The organism is Leuconostoc gelidum subsp. gelidum KCTC 3527 (assembly GCF_000166715.1).
Classification (GTDB): Bacteria; Bacillota; Bacilli; order Lactobacillales; family Lactobacillaceae; genus Leuconostoc; species Leuconostoc gelidum.
The window spans coordinates 113,940-130,461 of record NZ_AEMI01000036.1; the positions used below are offsets into that span (position 1 = coordinate 113,940).

At 36.4% G+C, this 16,522-nt stretch carries 18 protein-coding genes and 3 riboswitches; of the genes, 16 read left to right on the forward strand and 2 right to left on the reverse strand.

Annotation, left to right across the window (positions count from 1 at the left end; genetic code table 11):
- The first annotated feature begins 3 nt into the window (after positions 1-3).
- A complete protein-coding gene (gene msrA, locus EUI_RS0108340; RefSeq protein WP_010017414.1) occupies positions 4-825 on the forward strand; it encodes a peptide-methionine (S)-S-oxide reductase MsrA in 822 nt (273 codons plus the stop codon).
- 51 nt (positions 826-876) lie between these two features.
- Positions 877-967: riboswitch (TPP riboswitch) on the forward strand.
- Positions 968-1,045: 78 nt separating this feature from the next.
- Positions 1,046-1,145, forward strand: a riboswitch (TPP riboswitch).
- A gap of 150 nt (positions 1,146-1,295) precedes the next feature.
- Positions 1,296-1,937, forward strand: a complete 642-nt coding sequence (locus EUI_RS0108345) for a YcjF family protein (RefSeq protein WP_010017415.1) — start codon at positions 1,296-1,298, stop codon at positions 1,935-1,937.
- A gap of 312 nt (positions 1,938-2,249) precedes the next feature.
- On the opposite strand, the gene EUI_RS0108350 is transcribed toward EUI_RS0108345, so the two are convergent.
- Both EUI_RS0108350 and EUI_RS0108355 read right to left on the reverse strand, forming a co-directional pair.
- Positions 2,250-3,653, reverse strand: a complete 1,404-nt coding sequence (locus EUI_RS0108350; RefSeq protein ID WP_010017416.1) for an amino acid permease — start codon at positions 3,651-3,653, stop codon at positions 2,250-2,252.
- Positions 3,654-3,780: 127 nt separating this feature from the next.
- Entirely contained in the window at positions 3,781-5,328 is a 1,548-nt protein-coding gene (locus EUI_RS0108355) for a PucR family transcriptional regulator (protein ID WP_010017417.1), read from the reverse strand.
- A 147-nt stretch (positions 5,329-5,475) separates the two neighbouring features.
- Here EUI_RS0108355 and EUI_RS0108360 point away from each other — a divergent pair, with 147 nt between their 5' ends.
- The 14 genes from EUI_RS0108360 to cmk all read left to right on the forward strand — a co-directional run bounded on the left by EUI_RS0108360 (position 5,476) and on the right by cmk (position 16,450).
- Positions 5,476-6,741: an MFS transporter gene (locus tag EUI_RS0108360; protein WP_010017419.1), complete on the forward strand. Its 1,266-nt coding sequence runs from the start codon at positions 5,476-5,478 to the stop codon at positions 6,739-6,741.
- 47 nt (positions 6,742-6,788) lie between these two features.
- Positions 6,789-8,285: a carboxypeptidase M32 gene (locus tag EUI_RS0108365; RefSeq protein WP_010017421.1), complete on the forward strand. Its 1,497-nt coding sequence runs from the start codon at positions 6,789-6,791 to the stop codon at positions 8,283-8,285.
- A gap of 22 nt (positions 8,286-8,307) precedes the next feature.
- Complete coding sequence (locus EUI_RS0108370) at positions 8,308-8,751, forward strand: ASCH domain-containing protein (protein ID WP_010017423.1); 444 nt, start codon at positions 8,308-8,310, stop codon at positions 8,749-8,751.
- Positions 8,752-8,890: 139 nt separating this feature from the next.
- Positions 8,891-9,076: a 30S ribosomal protein S21 gene (rpsU, locus tag EUI_RS0108375; RefSeq protein ID WP_010017424.1), complete on the forward strand. Its 186-nt coding sequence runs from the start codon at positions 8,891-8,893 to the stop codon at positions 9,074-9,076.
- A 442-nt stretch (positions 9,077-9,518) separates the two neighbouring features.
- Positions 9,519-9,962 (forward strand): GatB/YqeY domain-containing protein, encoded by a 444-nt coding sequence (locus tag EUI_RS0108380; RefSeq protein WP_010017425.1) that lies wholly within the window; start codon positions 9,519-9,521, stop codon positions 9,960-9,962.
- A gap of 96 nt (positions 9,963-10,058) precedes the next feature.
- Entirely contained in the window at positions 10,059-10,925 is an 867-nt protein-coding gene (locus EUI_RS0108385; RefSeq protein ID WP_010017426.1) for a CvfB family protein, read from the forward strand.
- Positions 10,925-11,821: a site-specific tyrosine recombinase XerD gene (gene xerD / locus EUI_RS0108390; protein WP_010017427.1), complete on the forward strand. Its 897-nt coding sequence runs from the start codon at positions 10,925-10,927 to the stop codon at positions 11,819-11,821. The genes EUI_RS0108385 and xerD overlap by 1 nt, the downstream gene beginning before the upstream one ends.
- A 28-nt stretch (positions 11,822-11,849) precedes the next feature.
- Entirely contained in the window at positions 11,850-12,218 is a 369-nt protein-coding gene (locus EUI_RS0108395; protein ID WP_010017428.1) for a hypothetical protein, read from the forward strand.
- Entirely contained in the window at positions 12,185-12,961 is a 777-nt protein-coding gene (locus EUI_RS0108400; protein ID WP_010017429.1) for a segregation and condensation protein A, read from the forward strand. The genes EUI_RS0108395 and EUI_RS0108400 overlap by 34 nt, the downstream gene beginning before the upstream one ends.
- Positions 12,954-13,556, forward strand: a complete 603-nt coding sequence (gene scpB, locus EUI_RS0108405; protein WP_010017430.1) for an SMC-Scp complex subunit ScpB — start codon at positions 12,954-12,956, stop codon at positions 13,554-13,556. Before EUI_RS0108400 ends, scpB begins: the two co-directional genes overlap by 8 nt.
- Positions 13,549-14,298 (forward strand): pseudouridine synthase, encoded by a 750-nt coding sequence (locus tag EUI_RS0108410; protein WP_010017433.1) that lies wholly within the window; start codon positions 13,549-13,551, stop codon positions 14,296-14,298. The genes scpB and EUI_RS0108410 overlap by 8 nt, the downstream gene beginning before the upstream one ends.
- Before the next feature lie 44 nt (positions 14,299-14,342).
- Positions 14,343-14,478, forward strand: a riboswitch (FMN riboswitch).
- Between the two features lie 68 nt (positions 14,479-14,546).
- Positions 14,547-15,134, forward strand: coding sequence for an ECF transporter S component (locus tag EUI_RS0108415; RefSeq protein WP_010017435.1), 588 nt, complete (start codon positions 14,547-14,549; stop codon positions 15,132-15,134).
- A 76-nt stretch (positions 15,135-15,210) separates the two neighbouring features.
- Positions 15,211-15,759: a hypothetical protein gene (locus tag EUI_RS0108420; RefSeq protein ID WP_010017436.1), complete on the forward strand. Its 549-nt coding sequence runs from the start codon at positions 15,211-15,213 to the stop codon at positions 15,757-15,759.
- Positions 15,760-15,772: 13 nt separating this feature from the next.
- The gene (cmk, locus tag EUI_RS0108425; protein WP_010687741.1) at positions 15,773-16,450 is read left to right on the forward strand and encodes a (d)CMP kinase; all 678 of its coding nucleotides are present in this window, start codon (positions 15,773-15,775) and stop codon (positions 16,448-16,450) included.
- Positions 16,451-16,522 lie beyond the last annotated feature (72 nt).

Here is a 16,522-nt window from a genome sequence, read left to right on the forward strand (position 1 = left end):
CAAATGCGTTTAAATCCAGATGAAATACAACAAGAAATCTTTAATTTAATTCTGAACCCAGCCACAAGAGAATGGGAACGTGAATTGCTAGTACAGGCAAAAAATGGGCAATCTGATGTCAGTTTTAAGGAACACCTTGACATACTTAATAATGGTCTCAAACCCTTAGCTACAAGAAATAATTTAACCCCAGATGTGATGGATTTTTATTTAAAAATCAATGGACAGCCACAAACAGATTCACGAGATAAACTAGCATTGCATGCTGCATCAAATCCACCTTATCAAGAGCGCGCAATCTTTGCTGGTGGCTGCTTTTGGTGTATGGTGGAGCCGTTTGATACGCGTCCTGGTATAGTTGCTGTTATTTCTGGCTATACTGGCAGTAATTGGAAACAACCAACATATGATCAGGTTGTTGGGCAATATACTGGGCATGTTGAAGCGGTTGAAATACTATTTGATACACGATTGATAACATACCAACAGTTAGTGGACATTTATTGGCAATTGATTGATCCGACTGATGATTTAGGTCAAGTTGATGATCGTGGTGAGAATTATCGACCTGTTATTTTTGTAAATGATGAGAAACAACGGCAAATTGCTGAGCAATCTAAAGAAGCTGTTATTGCGTCACATCGTTACTCAAAACCGATTGTTGTAGCAATAGAAAGCGCAACAACATTTTGGCCGGCTGAAAATTTTCACCAAGATTTTTATAAAAAAAATAAAGTGCGTTATCGCAAAATAAAACAGTCACGACAATTATATTTTCTCTCACAACGCCTAACTAATAGGATTCATAAGCTATTTAGAAAATAATGCGGTTACTGTGATTGATGCACTAAAAAATAATATGATATGTTGCAATAGTTTTTGCATTAGGGGCGTCGATATTGGCTGAGAAGAACTCTTTGAACCTGAACCAAATTATGCTGGCGTAGGCGAGTGCGACACTAATGATTTGTTATGTAGCATTTTCTCTCGTATGAGGAAAATGCTTTTTTATTGCATAAATAATGGGTGACAGGAAGAATTGAATAATAATCACTAGGGGTGTCATAATGACTGAGATGATGTATTTTTGTCCCTTTGAACCTGATCTAGTTTATGCTAACGTAGGAAAGTAAACACAAATATTGTGTCATCCAATTAATCAGATGTTATTAGTCATACAAAAATAAGCAGTCATTTAAAACAAAAATGTTGAGATTATTGTATCAAATGTGGTAAATTTAACGTTGAAACAGGTCATTTTTTGTTATTGATCATTTAAAGAGAGCAGGTATTGTATGACTAAAAATCATCAAAAAAATCAAGATGAAGTTAACTCAGATGAAGCAGTTTTTGAATCATTTTTTTCAGATGTATTAAAACAAATGCCAGTGAGAACAGCAAAAATGATTCAACAGACCCTTAATGAATCTAGAGTTAAAGCTGAAAAAATAGTGTTTAATAGTAGACATCAAGTTGAGCGCCGTTTTTCAGAATTTTTAGATGGTGTAGATAATCAAACCAAAACAAAATGCCATCAAATTATTCATGCAGCAGCGCTAAGTGCAGCAATTGTAGGCTGTTCACCAATACCATTTTCGGATGCCTTTTTGCTTGTCCCTATACAGCTCACAATGATGTCGCGATTACACAAATTGTTTGGTCAATCCTGGTCGGCCAGTGTTGGAAAGAGTTTATCGAAAGAGCTTGTAGTAGTTGGCTTAGGTAGAAGTGCTATTGGTAATATCATTAAATTTGTTCCTGCTGTTGGGACTGTCACAGGAGCCGCAATTAATGCTTCTGTGGCCGTATCCATCACTGAGGCCTTGGGCTGGACAACTGTTAAAATGTTAAATGATGGCGAAGATTTATTTGAACAAGCGATGTCTTTTAGAGGCCAGTTCAATATCTTGTTTAAAACAATGCACAATTTAAAATAAGCTTTTATCTGATTATAAGATGATGTGGCATAAATATTAATTAAGTCATAGCTTATCTAATTGTGGATAAAAATTTTATGTGTTGCTAATACACGATTAATAAATAAAAATTATCCATAAGTCTGCTTCTTTTTAATTAAGTCAGGGAAAGTAACACTTATATAGTTTAGCCAATTTCTGAAATTGAATTGGTGATTGGCTTTTTAATGCCATTATTCTGTTGTACTTGTATTGTAAATTCACCGTATAAAAACACCCGAAATGATATATAACATTTCGGGTAAACGGTTTGCCATAAGTTAAAGTGCAATACTACACATCAGTTGCTACGTTTGCAAACTTTCGGTGAGCTAAGTATCCAAAAACAATGGTAAATATAACAGCACCAATAGCAGATACGCGAGAATCTGATTGGAAGAATAAACTGAGGTAGATAGCGAAAAAGAAAAGTAGTGTCAATGGACTTGTAAATTTATATCCCGGCATTGTAAAACCATCTGGTAGATAATTGGAGGATTCGCGAAATTTTCTATGCGCATACATTGTCATAGTGTAAACAATAATATACATGTTTGAAGAGATCGCTGTAATGAATCCGAAAGCTGAAGTGATTTGTGGTATAGCGTTAATAACGGGGGATAGCAGGACTAAAATAGCGGTTAGTAGAATAGCGTTGGCAGGAACACCATGCGTTGAAATTTTTTTGAAGTGCGACATGATTGGAGTATTAGAATCTTCCGCCAGTTGGTAAAAATGTCGACCTGCAGAATATATTGCCGAATTCAAAGCTGAGGCAGCAGAAGTCAAGACAACGAAGTTAATGATGACAGCTGCAGCCCGTAGACCTGCTAGTTGAAATACCATAACGAATGGACTTTGATCTGGTGTTTTTGCAATGACGTGCCAGTTGATAATTGACATAATAATGGTCATCGCGCCTAAATAAAAAATTAAAATACGAATAATTATTGTATTAATAGCTTGTGGCAAAACGGCACGTGGATTTTGTGTTTCAGCTGTTGTGATGCCAACGAATTCCATACCTTGAAAGGCGAAGAAAACCATAGGAAAGGCAGAAATGAACATACCTACACCATTAGGAAACATTGAAAAATGATGTGTGATATTGCTAAATGAGGCTATGGTGTGACCACCTGAGGCGGGTGCTTGAAAACCAGTAAAAATCAAAACTAAGCCAGTCACAATCATGGCAACAATGGCAATAATTTTAATCATTGCAAACCAGTATTCTGTTTCACCAAAATATTTAACAGAAATCAAATTAATTAAGGTTAAAATTGCTAAAAAAGCAATTTGTATAATCCAAGTTTGCCAATGTGGGAACCAAAATTTAACATAGGTTGAAACAGCTGTTAACTCGGCCATGGCGACGAAAACTAAACCAATCCAATATGACCAACCTGCGAAATAACCAGCGCCAGGGCTAACATACTTGCTGATGAAAGAAACGAAAGTGTGCTGTGAAGGATCCGCATATAACATTTCTCCGATACCACGCATCATGAGGAAGAAAAAAGCGCCTAGAACAGCATAAACAATTAAAATTGAAGGGCCAGTACGAGCAATAGAATTACCAGCACCTAAGAAAAGTCCCGTTCCGATTGTACCGCCAATGGCGATCATTTGAACATGCTTCTTTTTAAGACCACGTTTGGTACCGTCTGCGTTTGTTGTTATATTTGTATGTACCATCATATAAATGAACCTCCCAATTTGTAACGGGCTATGAAAATAGTCGTTGAAACCATATTATCATTTTAATCATTATTTACTCATTTAATAATTACAAAAAAATTAATCTGATTTGTGCATCATGCACAAATCAGATTAATAATAGCGCTAATTGAATATCTACAAGAACATCTGGCATTTCTAAGTCAACGCCTAATAAGTCACTAATACGTTTTAGTCGATAATTGATGGTGTTTCTGTGAACAAATAATGCTGTTGCAACTGCAGTCACATTTTGATGCAAAAATACATAGCTTTTTAGAGTTTCCAATAATTCTGTGTTCTTTAAAATATTACCTAGCGTTTTCTCTACAAAAATATCACTTTCTTGTTTTGGTAATAGGTCCAGGAGTTCTTGCGCATTTTTTGGTCGAAAACGCATAATTGGATGTTGGCTGGATGTTAATTTTAAAGCATTATTAGCTTGACCATATAATTCAGATAATTTATGAATAGATTTTGAAATTCTTGAGAAGCCCATTGTAAAAGGGTAATTCAATTTTTTTTGTGTGTTTAAAAATTGAAACAATTGATTCAAAAATTGCCGGGTGTCAATATCTTCATTAATAAGTAGTACAAGTTGCTGACTATGCGAAAATGTTAAAACAGGTAGATGGTGCTCTGAAATAAACCAACGAGTGAGTTGCTGTCGAATTTCAAATTGGTGCGATTCAATGATTGTATTTTGTTGGACAAAATCTATTATAGCCACACGAAAACATTGTTTGTTATCAATATTTTCATCGTGTAAATAATTATCTATGGCTGGATCACTTAGGCCACCTTGCATGACATTCAAGAAAAAACCAGAACGGTTACGAAAGTCAGTCTCGTTTAATAAATCTGTCCGAGAATTGGCGAGGCCTAAAGTATTCATGACTTGTTGCTGCCGTAACATTTGAAAATCTGATGGTTCTGATTCATTGACTACAAATGCAGCAAATGCTTTATTTTCATTTAGTGCTGAAAAAATTGGTAAGATATCAATGATTTGGTGATTAAATGCAATACGAGTGGATGCTGATAAATTAAGATAATCGATGCCCGATTCATGCCGCAAATAATGTGTTAAAAACTCACGCTGGGCAACCCATTCACTACTGGCATATATTGCTGTAAAATGAGAGTCTAATAAGGCAAGCGGCGTTTTTAATACTTTGGCACTTTGATCAAGTAAATGTTGATAGGTAATATTTTGAGCATTTAGATTTGATAATTGTTGATTAATGGCGATAATTTGTCTTAGCTCGGTATTTTGTGTTTCTAAGATGACGGCGGTGAGACGTTTAACTGTTAATGATAAAAAATCATCTGCGGGTGTCCAAAGTATAGGAATTGCTAATTTGTCTGCTAAAATGATGATGTCTGTTGGTAGTTCATAGATGTAACGGTCTAATTTAATAGCAATGCCACTTGCATTTATGTCATGCATACCAATGATGAGATCGTGTAATAAATGAGGATTTTTAGTAAAATGAAAACCTGAAGTCACTAATAATTGACCTTCAAAAAGAAAATCATTAATATCAGGTGCGTCTATCATGCCGACTTGTGAGACATTACGATATAAGCCATTAGCACCTGCAGCCACTTGGATGCTGTGAAGTGAGGGATGTTCTAATATGTCATTTAATTTCATTATTTTTTAACCTCATCATTTTATTGCTATTTTACCGTATTTGTCTATTGTGCACAAGGGATAAGAAAATGTTGTGCAATACGTATGAAGACGTTTATGCGATACCATGTTAAATTACGTCATAACAAGTTTTTAGGAGGATTGACTATGCGATCAGAAAAGAAGATTATTAGTAACGTTTTAAAAGGATCACTGGGAAATTTAATTGAGTGGTTTGATTGGTATGTTTATGCATCTTTTGCAATTTACTTTGCACCATCGTTTTTCCCAGCGCATGATAAAACAGCTGAGTTACTTAGCACAGCTGCTGTGTTTGCAATTGGTTTTTTGATGCGCCCGTTAGGCAGTTTGGTTTTAGGAAAATATGCTGATCAACATGGCCGACGCGCCGCATTAACGTTGTCAGTACTTATTATGGCAAGCGGATCATTTATTATTGCGTTAACGCCAAGTTACGCTCAAATAGGTATCTTTGCACCAGCTATTTTAATTTTAGCACGTCTGTTTCAAGGCTTATCTTTAGGTGGTGAGTATGGGACATCCGCCACTTATCTGTCTGAAATGGCTAGTGCAGGGCATCGTGGATTTTATGCATCATTTCAGTATGTCACTTTGATTAGTGGTCAACTGATTGCTCTAGGTGTTCAAATCATTTTGCAAATGACGATGACTGAAACAGCATTGACGTCATGGGGATGGCGTATACCATTCTTTATTGGCGCTTTGGGGGCACTTGTAGTTCTAATATTACGGTTGAGTATGGAGGAGTCCGATCAGTTTATTGCCCAAAGCAAGAAAGCAAAAGGGCGTTTACGTGATCTAATGCGCTATCCGAAGGCAGTTTTAACAGTGGTTGGTCTCACATTAGGTGGCACGATTGCTTTTTATACTTATACAACTTATCTACAAAAATTTATGATTAATTCTGTTGGTTTGCCAAAACAACAAGTTGCTTGGATTAATTTTGCAGCACTATTTATATTTATGATTTTACAACCATTTGCAGGAGCACTTTCCGATAAGATAGGCCGTAAGCCCTTACTATTTTGGTTTGGTGGGTTAGGAACTGTATTGACGATACCAATCTTAACGTTATTATCGCATGTTAAAAGCGGGTGGGCAGCTTTTGGCTTGATGATGGCCGGACTAATTATTGTCACAGGCTATACATCAATAAATGCTATTGTTAAAGCAGAGATGTTTCCCACAGAAATTAGGGCACTTGGCGTTGGCCTCCCTTATGGTCTAACGGTTGCTATCTTTGGTGGAACTGTTGAGTATGTCGCTTTATACTTAAAAAAAATAAATCATGAAAATTGGTTTTTTATTTATGTAACGTTGGTAATCGCGATTAGTTTAGTCGTTTATTGGCGAATGACAGATACAAAACATACTTCTAAATTAGATGAATAAATGATAAGATAATTATAAGCAAATATTTAATTTTATTAGGAGTAAGTATGACGACACAACAAGATTTATTTGAATCAGTTAAGGAACAGACATTACTGTTGCAACTGTCAGCACTTTCTGGTTGGGATGCTCTAACAGGCATGCCAAAAGATGCAGGACACTTTCGAGCGGAGGTGGATGCTTATTTAGCTGAAAAGACCTTTCAGTTATCTACCGGGGCTAAAAGAGAAAAGTTATTAATAAATTTAGAGGCAGACGGATCGACACTTGATGATTTAGGTCAACTTGTCCTTGAAAAAGCGCGCAAAGATTTTGATTTAACAGGTAAAATATCAGAAGAGGATTTTGTTGCTTTTCAAAAAACATTGTCACAAGCACAGGATTTTTGGGCACAAGCGCGGGAAGCCAATGACTATCAGATATTTAAACCCTATGTGGAAAAGATTATTGGTTATTTAAAACAATTTATGCCACTTTGGCAAACAAATGAAAAAACACCGTATGATGTTTTGCTGAATCAATATGAACCTGGGTTGACAGTAGCTAAGTTGGATCACGTTTTTGAACAAGTAAAAAAAGGTGTGACTACGCTACGTCAACGATTGGCAGAATCTGGCAACATACCAGATGAGACTTTTTTGCATCGACGGGTAACAAAACAACAACAGAGTAACTATTCAATGGCAGCAGCTCAACGTCTAGGTTATAGTTTGGACAAAGGGCGATTAGATGATACGATTCATCCTTTTATGGAAGCACTAAATAGAGATGATGCACGGATTACTACGCGTTGGGATGAAAATAACTTTCAGATGGCAGTGCTTGGTATTTTACATGAAGCAGGGCACGGATTATTTGAACAAAATGTTGATAGTAAGTATGATAATGCACGTGCTGTGCTCCCGATTAGCATGAGTATTCATGAGTCACAGTCATTATTCAATGAGGTCATGATAGGCCGTTCAAAGGAATTTTGGACAGCTGAATATCCTAAGTTACAGGCAGAAATTTCGCCAGTATTAGATGATATTGATTTTGATACTTTCTATAGTGGTTGGCTAAAAACTGAGCCCACATTAATTCGTACTGAAGCTGATCCTTTGACATATCCATTGCATATTATTATCCGTTATGAAATTGAAAAAGCAATTTTTAATGACAATATTGATTTAGCTGAACTACCGGCACTTTGGCAAGCCAAATACAAAGAATATCTTGGGCTGGATGTTCCCGATGATTTAACAGGTATCCTGCAAGATATTCATTGGGCTGGTGGCTCATTTGGCTATTTTCCAAGCTATGCGCTAGGCCATCTATATGCCGCTCAATTTAGAGCAACCATGATCAAAACTTTGGATTTCAAAGCCATCTTTAATTCAGGTGACTATTCACCAATCTTTAATTGGCGTAAAGAAAATATTTGGCGTCATGGTGGGGCAGTTGATCCCAATAAAATTTTAGAAGAAGTGACAGGCGAAACTCTTAATCCACAATATTGGTTAGACTTTATCACTGAAATATACGAGAATGCTTATGGTTTATAAAAAATATTAGAAAGCGTGTGTTATGAGCTACGAACAGGTGTGGGCGCCTTTATTAAAAGAGTTCACGATTTTTTCTAATTCTCCGAGATCTGAATGGCAATTTGGAGCTGCCCCATCTCAATTAGTAGATTTGGTAACTACTGGCCAAAAAACTGCGACATCAAGCTACTTTCCTGCCTATGCTTTTGACAAAGAATCAGTACCATCAGTTGGACATTTAAATTTAATATTAGACGATAAACTGGCGCCCACAGTGCTGACAGTTAATACGAAAGTCACGCTACAACCCTACGATCAAATTGGGGATGATATTGCTTTTTTGGAGGGTGAAGGAACCCGAGATTTAATTTATTGGCGACAGGCTCACGAACCATTCTTTACTGAGGTTGCCCAAGAGATAGGTCAGTCATTTATGCCGCAAGATTTAATTGTTACTGAGTATTTTAAGGTACTCAAAATATTATAAATTAGAAGTGACGTTTAAATGATATTGTCATATTTTTGATAATCATATATTGACACTAACGCCTAATTCTGGTAGACTTATTAAGTATTTACAGCATGTCGTTAAAACGAAATAAAATGCGAGAAAGGAGGGTTATCATATGGCAAAGGTCATCGTACGTAAGAGCGAATCTTTGGATGATGCATTGCGTCGCTTTAAGCGCGGTGTTTCAAAAGACGGTACTCTCCAAGAATACCGTAAGCGCGAATACTATGTTAAGCCTTCAGTTGCTCGTAAATTGAAGTCTGAAGCAGCACAAAAGCGTAATAAGAAGAAGGGCCGTTAAGCGGTTCTAAACGTCATTTCGGTGACGTTTTTCTTTTGTGATAAAATTGAGATGTAAGTTGTAAAGGAATGATAGGTTCCTTACAACTTATTTTTTATTGAATGCTTTTTAAACTTAGAATGCAATTTTGAGAAATGCTTTTTCCTTAGTTTAGTAGTTTCTAAAAAAGTCGAACTAAAGCGGGAGAATCATGCTGTTTCGAAAAAATGATTGTCAGTTTGGCTTATAGAATTTCGCATTGAATATATCACAGAGGGATATAATAAAAATTCTCTAGTTATAAATAAAAAAATTATAATGTAGACATTATAATAAATGCCCCCTAAAAAGAAGAAGGCCATTTGTGTTACAATATTCAGTAATAGTTAGAATATTGAATGTAATAATTGCATGAATTATCCGTATAGAGCTCAAAAATAATCATAAAGAAAGAAGCGAACAAATGACATTACTAGAAACACTTAACTCTGATATGAAGCAAGCTATGAAAGACAAAAATAAAGGTGCTTTGTCAGTCATTCGTATGGTTAAATCAACTGTTATGAATGAGCAAATTAGTTTGGGACATGATTTAACGTCAGATGAAGAATTGACAGTCTTATCACGTGAGGTAAAGCAACGTAACGAATCTTTGTCGGAATTTGAAAAAGGAAACCGTGAAGATTTAGCAGCAGGGATTCGTTCAGAATTAGATATTTTAGCAAAATATCTGCCTAAACAATTAACTGAAGAAGAAGTTCAAGCAATTGTTAATGCCGCTGTTCTAAAAACGAGCGCAGCAACATTAAAAGATATGGGCAAAGTTATGGGAATCGTGACACCACAAGTGAAGGGTAAAGCTGATGGTAAGTTAGTGGCTGATCTTGTAAAGACAGCATTATCATAAAAGACGGCTCGTTTTTATAGATTATGTTAACTTATCCGTGGTAAACTAGAATACTAAAGAAAAAACACGTGAAGTTGCGTGTCAAAGGAAAAAACAATGATAAACCCAACAGTTGGAACAATTATAAAGGCAAATGTGACAGATGAAAATGATCGTTATTTTTTTGCTCAAGTGGATGGTCATACCTATGAAATTGATAAGTTAGAACTTGAAAAATCATTAAAAATAGGTGGTTTCGTAACAGGATTTGCTTATGAAAATGAAAATCATAAGTTTCAGATAACAAAGCAACTGCCTACGGTACAAAAAGATGTCTATGGTTGGGGAACGGTTGTCGCTAATCGTCATGACTTAGGCGTTTTTGTAGCTATCGGCTTGCCCAATAAAGACTTAGTTGTATCATTAGATGATTTACCAACAATTTCAACTTTGTGGCCACAAAAAGGTGATAAACTAATGTTGGCTATGAAAGAAGACAATAAGGGACGACTATGGGGTGAAATTGCACAGCAACAAATTATTGATGCTGTTTCTCGTCGTGCACCTCAAGAATTGAAATCAAAAACAGTCAAAGCAACTGTTTATCGTAACAAAATAGCGGGTACGTTAGTCATAACAGACGAGTATTATCTTGGGTTTATTCATCCCTCGCAACGTGATGATGAGCCACGTTTGGGACAAGTTGTTGACGCGCGTGTCATTGGTGTACGTGAGGATGGGGCGCTTAATTTGTCGTTAAAGCCTTTGGCATATAAAACGATGGACGAAGATGCACAATTTTTGTTATTGCAATTGCAACGTCGCGCTGACCATTTTTTGCCATTTAATGATAAAAGTAACCCAGAAGCGATTAAAAAGCAATTTGGATTTAGCAAAAGTCAATTTAAAAGAGCATTGGGACATTTATATAAAGGCCGTGTCATAGAACAAGTTGATGATGGCATTAAATTAATTGAGGAATAATGACACATAAAATAGATAATGCGATTGCTGATTATTTACATTACATACGCATTGAGCGTGGACTATCAGATAATACGATTAAAAGCTACCACCAAGATCTACAGCAATTTGCGTTTTATGTGACAACCCAAAAATTACAATTAAATGATATTGACCATATTGTCATATTGACTTGGTTGAACAATTTACGCGAGCAGGGTAAGTCAAATAACTCAGTTATTCGTATGGTGACGTCATTACGTAAATTCTTTGGTTATTTATTGCAAGAAGGACTTATTTTGCACAATCCAATGACAGATGTTAGACCACCCAAAAAAGCTGAACACTTACCATCTGTGTTAACTGTTGCAGAAATTGATGCTTTGTTAGCGGTACCAACTGAAACAACACCTTTGGGCGTGCGTAATCGAACCCTGATTGAAGTACTGTATGCTACTGGCTTACGTGTGAGCGAACTGGTAAATTTAAAGATGAGTGATTTACATCTGCAACTTGGTTTAATTCAAACAATTGGAAAGGGCGACAAAGAACGTATTATTCCAATTGGCGAAGTTGCTGCTGATTGGTTAGGAAAATATTTTTCTAATAGCCGATTGTTGTTATTAAAAGGTGGTGAGTCACCTTTTGTTTTTTTAAATGATCGTGGTAACCAACTGAGTCGACAGGGTGTTTGGAAAATTATTAAAAAATTAGTTTTGTTAGCAGGTATTAATAAAGATGTTTCGCCGCACACATTACGTCATTCGTTTGCTACGCATATCTTGGAAAATGGTGCGGATTTACGAATTGTGCAAGAATTGTTGGGACATGCAGATATTTCGACGACACAAATTTACACACATATTTCCAAAAAAAGGCTGAGTGAAGTGTATGATAATTTTCATCCACGCGCATAATTTTCACGACGAAAATGCAGGAGAAACAATGCTAACACAGGTTAGAAACGACAATCAGAAAACAGTTATGGGTATTTTGTCATTGTTACCAGGACTGCGAGAATTATCTCATTTGAACGCAGAAATTGCTTGGTACAATGATCGTGACACACGCCTTTTGTATATTTGGCAAAGCGATAGCCGTGTGCAAGGCGTTTTAGGGGTTGAACTATTACCACAAGAAATTGCCCTGATCCGACACGTGGCCTTAACACCGGAATCTCGAACAGCCGCAAATTATTTTGCGATGTTATCAGAATTTCAAAACCAAAATCAAACGGCATTTGTTATGGGGACGTTGGATAATCAAAAATTAATTAATAAATGGAGAAAGTCGTCATCGGAACACATAGTTTAACAATTAAATTAAGTGATTTTGAAGGGCCACTGGATCTACTGCTACATTTAATTAAGAAATCAGAGATGGATATTTTTGATTTACAGATTGCCAAAATTACGGAACAATACTTAGTATTTATTCATGAACAAAAAAAAATGCAATTAGATGTTGCAAGTGAGTATCTTGTCATGGCAGCGACCCTAGTGCAAATCAAGTCGGCTGACTTGTTACCTCAAGAAACTTTTGAAGAAAATTTCGTTGAAGAATCATATTTTGATCCGCGTGAAGAACTAATGGCGCAATTGCTGACTTATAAGCAGTTTCAAGTAGCCAGTGATCAATTGCGTGAACGCGAGAAACAGCATCAGCAATCATTTGCTAGATTACCTTTGTTACCACCAAATGATATCAAATTAGAAACAAAGTTAGCACCTGGGCTTGGATTAATTGATCTACAAACTGCTTTTGCGCATTTATTAAAGAAAAAAAAGCAACAAAAACCTATTAGTCGGCGCGTTATCAGTGAAAAATATACTATGGCGATAGCCATTAAGAACATAAGACAACGCTTTTTAGCTCAAAAAATCGGGGACATGATGACCTTTGATTCATTGTTTGATCATGTTTATGATCGTGAGCCGTTGGTAATGACTTTTTTAGCTTTACTTGAAATGGCTAAAGAAGATAAAGTATCATTACATCAAGAAGATGCACAGTCAGAAATATTTTTAAAAATTGAAAAGTTGGACGATAATGAATAATCTAGCTCAAGTAGAGGCCTTGTTATTTGTAGCAGGAGATGAAGGTATTAAAATTGAAGATATCTGTCAGATGACACAATTTGATAAGTCAGCTGTGATTACTTTGATTGATGAGTTAGCAACAAATTATGCTAACAATTTAAATAGTGCTTTAGAGATTCGAGAATCAGATGGGGCTTATCGCTTAGTCACAAAGCCAGAACTTGGTGCCACTGTGAAAGGCTATTTTGATGCACCGCTAAATGCTACCTTGTCGCAAGCACAATTAGAAACACTAGTAATTGTTGCCTATAAACAGCCTATAACGCGTGTTGAAATTGATCAAATCCGTGGCGTGCAGTCTTCTGGAACATTACAAAAATTAGCACTACGCCAATTAATTGTAGCGACGGGGCGAAAAGATGAACCAGGTAGACCAATCATGTATGGTACGACGACTGAATTTTTAGACTATTTTGGGCTAAAAAAACTAGCAGAGTTACCACCCTTACCAGATTTTGACACATTGGAAATTGGCGATGAGGGTGGCGAGTTATTTACCAGCGCGTTTGAAGCACGCGTGGCAGAAACGGAAGAAGAGAATAAACATGTCTGAAGAAGCACAACGTTTACAAAAAATCATTGCACAAGCTGGGTTAGCATCACGGCGCGGCGCAGAAGAATTAATTGCCAAAGGGCGTGTGCAAGTTAATGGGCAGACGGTTACTGAACTTGGTATGAAGGTTGAACCAAGCGACCATGTTGAAGTAGATGGTTCACCAATTGAGGGCCGTGAAAAATTGGTTTATTATTTATTAAATAAACCGCGTGGTGTTGTAACAACTAACAATGATGAAAAAGGACGTCAGACAGTGATAGATCTTTTGGGTGATGTTAGTCAACGTGTTTATCCTATTGGCCGTTTAGACTATGATACAACTGGCGCTTTGTTATTGACCAACGATGGCGTAGTCGCTAATCAATTAATGCACCCAAAATCACGTGTAGATAAGGTCTATTTGGCTAAAGTTGAAGGTATAGCTACAGACGAAAAATTAGCGCCGTTGAAGCATGGCGTAGTCATTAAAGGTCGTAAAACAGCACCCGCACGGGTAGCAATTGAACGGGTTGACAAGGATAAAAAAACAAGTATGGTTCGTGTCATTATTCATGAAGGTCGTAACCATCAAATTAAAAACATGTTACAAAAGGTTCATCTGCCAGTTGTCAAACTGACGCGTGAACAGTACGCTTTTTTTGATTTAACCGGCTTGCAATCTGGTGAATATCGCAAATTGACAGGTGCTGAAGTGAGACGATTAAAAGCAGAAGATTATAAAAATTATCGTAGAAAGTAATTAGTTGTTTTTAATTTATATATTTGATACAATAATAAAAATTGAATAAACTTCAGGGTCGGGTGTAAATCCCAACCGGCGGTGAGACATGCATGACATGGTAAGCCCGCGACCTGCGAAAGCAGTTGATCTGGTCAAAATCCGGAGCCGACCGTAAAGTCGGGTATAAAGAAGTTAAAAAAAAGAAAGTTGAAACTGCCTTTTTGTGCTACCCTGACAAATTGTGCAGTTTTTTTGAGGTTTAAAATATGTCTACAGCTACAACAACACGAACACAGAAATTAACATTGATTGCGATATTAAGTGCGATATCATTTGGCTTAATGTTATTTCCACAAGTGCCAATTATTCCTGGTGCCAGTTTTTTAAAGTTAGACTTTTCGATTGTTCCGATCATTATTGCTGGTTATTGGATTGATATTTCGGCAGCCATGTGGACAGTTGTTTTGCGAACACTATTAAAATTAATTTTGGCAAATGAAGGGGTCAACACCTACTTAGGACTACCAGTTAACTTAGTTGCTGTGGTTGTTTTTTCTGTTATTATGCTGTGGGTAATGCCGTATGTCTCATCGAAAAATATTGGCAGAAGCCTATTAGCAATTTTATTGGCAACAATAGGTATGACAGGATCAGCAGTTATAATGAACTGGTTTGTTGCAGTACCACTGTATGCACAATTTGCGAATTTCAACATTGCAAAAATCATTGGATTGAGCCGCTACTTTATTGCTATGGTGTTACCGTTTAATTTGATACAAGGTATTGTTTGGGGAGGTGTGAGCTTAATTGTATTATCAATAGTAAAACCACTTCAAAATAAATTGACTTCTTAATAAAACATTATAAACACGGAAGAGTTCATTGTGGTAAAATTTTAAGTGAATATACTATAGTGGAGGTCGTTATATAATGAACGATTTTGATCCGAGTAACATGAGCCGAGTGGCTAAGAATAAAAAGAAAAAAATAGAACCAAAATTTGCCCGTGAAACAGAGAAAAAAACAAGTGAGCATAAAGGTTTGCGAATAGTTTTGATCATATTAGCATTCGCTATTTTGGCTAGTGTCCCTGTGTATGGTTCTTGGGCTAATAAAAAAGAACCACAGAAGCAGACGGCAACTTCTGTGAGTCGTAAAATGTCATCAACCGTTGTGAAAGCAACAACCTCTTCAGAAAGTCAATCTGAAGAACCCTCAAGTTCGGAAACAGTATCAAGTAGTACTGAACCGAGTTCTGAAGTTAGTTCGACACCGTCATCTAGTGAAGCAGTAAGTAGTAGTGCAGCAGATACTGCCTCTAGTGTGGCAGGACAGACAGCAGTGCTTGGCGCTAGCCAGACATTGTATAATTTTGCTATTACCCATGGTATGACGACAGATCAAGTCGTTGCACTAAACCCTGGATTGACAGTTGGCAATTACACACAATACTCAGGAAGAGATCTTAATATTCAATAATTTAGAGGAAACTATGACAGAAAATTTTCAAGTAGCAATTGATGGACCAGCATCAGCAGGTAAGTCAACAATTGCTAAAATATTGGCAACGGACTTTAAATATGTCTACGTTGACACTGGTGCAATGTATCGTACTATTACGTTAGCAGCCAATAAAGCAGGGTTAGCTTATGAAGATGAGAAAAAAATCATAGCATTATTGCCCAAAATAACTATCCGATTTGAACCTGATCCATTTATGCAACGTGTTTTTTTGAACGATGAAGAAGTTACTGATGATATTCGATCAACTGAGATCACTAATAATGTCTCATTGGTTTCATCATATGCGGCTATTCGTGAAGATTTAGTCAAAAGGCAACGAAACATCGCAGATAGTCAAAATGTCATTATGGACGGGCGAGATATTGGTACCACAGTATTACCTAATGCCCAGGTTAAAATATTTTTAGTTGCTAGCGTATCAGAACGAGCCGAACGACGGTATAAAGAAAATATTGCTAAAGGTATGACGACAAATTTAGCAGATTTAAAGGCAGATATTGAATTGCGTGATTACAAAGATTCTCATCGTAAAATTAGCCCATTAGTACAAGCTAAAGATGCAATTTTGGTTGATACAACGGGTCAAAAAATTGAAGATGTTGTATCTGAAATCACTAAAATCATTAAGAATAATCAATATCAATAATTTACAGCGTGAAAACGCTGTTTTTTACTATACAAGAGCGGACTATTCTGGTAAACTATATTCATAGTGTAA